Origin of the sequence: Streptomyces aurantiacus JA 4570 (assembly GCF_000414115.1) — a bacterium.
Classification (GTDB): domain Bacteria; phylum Actinomycetota; class Actinomycetes; order Streptomycetales; family Streptomycetaceae; genus Streptomyces; species Streptomyces aurantiacus_A.
In genome coordinates this window covers 1-3,301 of sequence record NZ_AOPZ01000434.1, presented here as the reverse complement: position 1 = coordinate 3,301, position 3,301 = coordinate 1, and the positions used below count along the sequence as shown (strand labels likewise).

The window sequence follows — 3,301 nt, the reverse complement described above, 5'->3', positions numbered from 1 at the left end:
CCGGCGGCCCCCCTCGGCTCGCTGCGCCGCGACGAGGGCGACGCCCGCCGCCTGCTCACCTCGCTCGCCGAGGCCCACGCCCACGGCGCCGAGCTGGACTGGAAGGCCCTCTTCCCCGGTACCCGCACCACCGTCGACCTCCCCACCTACCCCTTCCAGCGTGAGCACTACTGGCTGCTCGCCCCGCAGGTGGACCAGAGCGACGGTTCGCCGCTCGCCACGGACGAGGTCGAGTCGCGGTTCTGGGACGCCGTGGAGCGGGAGGATCTGGAGCAACTGGCCGGAGAACTCGCCGTGGAGGACGGTTCCGCGGCCGAACTGGGCGCCGTGCTTCCCGTCCTGTCGTCGTGGCGCAAGCAGCGGCGCGAGCGGTCGACGCTCGACAGCTGGCGCTACCAGGTGACCTGGCAGCCCCTCGCGGGCACTCTCCCCGCCACCGGCCTCACCGGGCGCTGGCTGGTCGTACTCCCGGAGAGCGCGGCGGCCCACCCGTGGGCGGCGGGCGTACGCGAAGCACTGGCAGCGGCCGGTGCGGACGTCGCCGAACTGTCCGTGCCGTCAGCGGAGTCGACCCGAGAAGCGCTGGCCGGACGGCTGCGGGAGGCGGCCGAGACAGGACTCGCCGGTGTGGTCTCCCTCCTCGGCCTCGACGAATCCCCCCACGGCACGCACGACGCCCACGGGGTCGTGCCGGCCGGGCTCGTCGGCACCGTCGCCCTCGTGCAGGCCCTAGGCGACGCCGGAATCGGTGCCCGCCTGTGGGTCCTCACGCGTGGCGCGGTGGCCACCGACCGCGCCGACCAGCCGGCCCGTCCCGCTCAGGCACAGCTCTGGGGCCTCGGCCGGGTCGCGGCCCTGGAGTGCCCGGACCGCTGGGGCGGCCTCGTCGACCTGCCCGAGAACCCCGAGAGGCGGGCCGCGTCCCAGCTCCCCGGGATCCTCGCGGGAGCCGGTACCGCCGGGGACGAGGACCAGCTCGCCGTGCGGCAGGCGGGCGTGCTCGTGCGGCGGTTCGTACGGGCTCCGCTCGCCGCGGGCGAGACGCGGCAGTGGAAGCCGCGCGGCACCGCGCTGATCACCGGCGGCACGGGCGCCATCGGCGGGCATGTGGCGCGCTGGCTGGCCCGCGAGGGCGCCGAACACCTCGTCCTCACCAGCCGTCGTGGCCCCGACGCGCCCGGCGCCGCCGAACTCCAGGCGGAACTGGAGGAGTTGGGCGCCAAGGTGACCGTCGCGGCCTGCGACGTCGCCGACCGGGACGCCGTCGCGGGCCTGCTCGGCCGCCTCACCGAGGACGGGCACACCCTGCGCTCCGTCTTCCACGCCGCAGGCGTCGGCCAAGGCCGGCCCCTCGACGGGACGACCACCGCCGACATCGCCGACGTCCTGAAGGCGAAGGTCGCGGGCGCCGAACACCTCGACGCGCTCCTGGACGCCGACTCGGGACTCGACGCGTTCGTGCTGTTCTCGTCCAACGCGGGCGTCTGGGGCAGCGGCAGCCAGGGCGCGTACGCCGCCGCCAACGCGCACCTCGACGCCCTCGCCGAGCAGCGCCGGGCCCGCGGCCTCACCGCCACCTCCGTGGCCTGGGGCCTGTGGGCCGGGGGCGGCATGGCCGGGGACGACGGCGAGGAGCAGTTCCGCCGCCGCGGCCTCCGGCCGATGGCACCCGGCCTCGCGGTCGCCGCGCTCGCCCAGGCGGTCGCGTACGACGAGACGTTCCTCGCCGTCGCCGACCTCGACTGGGAGCGGTTCGCGCCCGCGTTCACCTCGGCCCGCACGAGCCCCTTCATCGGCGACCTGCCCGAGGTACGCGGGTACCTGGAGTCCGTCGCCGCCGAACCCGCGGCGGAGCCGGGCACCGGCGACGACGCGGCGGCCCAGCTGCGCCGCCGCCTCGCGCCGCTCACCGAGCCCGAGCGCGAGGTGATCCTGCTGGACATCGTGCGCTCGCACGCGGCCGCCGTGCTCGGCTACAGCGGCGCGGAGTCCATCGACGCCCACCTGGCCTTCAGGGAGCTGGGCTTCGACTCCCTGACGGCCGTGGAGGTCCGCAACCGGTTGAACAAGACCACGGGGCTGCGGCTGCCCGCCACCCTCGTGTTCGACCACCCGACGTCCGTCGCCCTGGCCCAGTACCTGCGTACCGAGCTGCTCCAGGACGACGCCGACGGGGTGGACTCCACCCTGCGTGAACTGGACCGCCTGGAGGCGGGCCTCGGTTCCATCGCGCCCGACGACAGCTCCCGCATGCGCATCACGATGCGCCTGGAGGCGCTGATGTCGAAGTGGAAGGGCGCGGAGGTGGAGGAGTCCGCCGAGGGCGAGGCGGTCTCCTCGCGGCTCGAGTCGGCGTCGGCCGATGAGGTCTTCGACTTCATCGACAAAGAGCTCGGCATGTCCTGAATCAGTCCGACCGGGCCGACGACGCGCGGCCCGGTCGGCCGACCGGTGCGGTTTTTCTTGTGACTACGCGAACAGGTGAGTTTCCGATGGCGGACCAGCAAAAGCTCCTCGACTACCTCAAGCGGGTGACCGCCGACCTCCACGAGACGCGCCAGCGGCTGCGCGAAGCAGAGGCGGAGGAGCCCGAGCCCGTCGCCATCGTCGGCATGAGCTGCCGCTACCCCGGGGCCGTACGCGGCCCCGAGGACCTGTGGCGGCTCGTCGCCGACGGGCGCGACGCGCTCTCCGCCTTCCCCGCCGACCGGGGCTGGGACGTCGACGCGCTGGGCGGCGGCGCCGAAGGCCGGGACGGCCCCGAGCGCGGAGGCGGCTTCGTCTACGACGCGGGCGACTTCGACGCCGCCTTCTTCGGGATCTCGCCCCGCGAGGCCATGGCCATGGACCCGCAGCAGCGGCTCCTCCTGGAGTCCGTGTGGGAGACCTTCGAGCGGGCCGGGATACCCCCGGCCTCGCTGCGCGGCAGCCGCACCGGAGTGTTCGTCGGCGCCACCGCCCAGGGCTACGGCCCCGCCCTCATGGCGTCGCCCGACCACGTCGACGGCTATCTGCTGACCGGCGACGTCTCCAGCGTCATCTCCGGCCGGGTGTCGTACGTGTTCGGCCTCGAAGGCCCGGCGGTGACCGTCGACCGCCGCGCAGGCGCTGCGGCAGGGCGAGTGCGACCTCGCCGTGGCCGGCGGCGTCGCCGTGATGGTCACGTCCGGCGCGTTCGCGGAGTTCAGCCGTCAGGGCGGCCTCGCCTCCGACGGCCGCTGCAAGCCCTTCGCCGAGGCCGCCGACGGCACCGGCTGGGGCGAGGGCGTCGGCCTGCTCGCCCTGGAGCGGCTGTCCGACG

General features: G+C 74.9%; 1 protein-coding gene and 1 pseudogene. Both read left to right on the top strand.

The features are described from left to right. The coding region (locus STRAU_RS33450) for an SDR family NAD(P)-dependent oxidoreductase (RefSeq protein ID WP_037663602.1) at positions 1-2,406 on the top strand (2,406 nt) is incomplete at its 5' end. Between the two features lie 86 nt (positions 2,407-2,492). Continuing rightward, positions 2,493-3,301, top strand: a pseudogene (locus STRAU_RS33445) (beta-ketoacyl synthase N-terminal-like domain-containing protein); the annotation flags it as partial.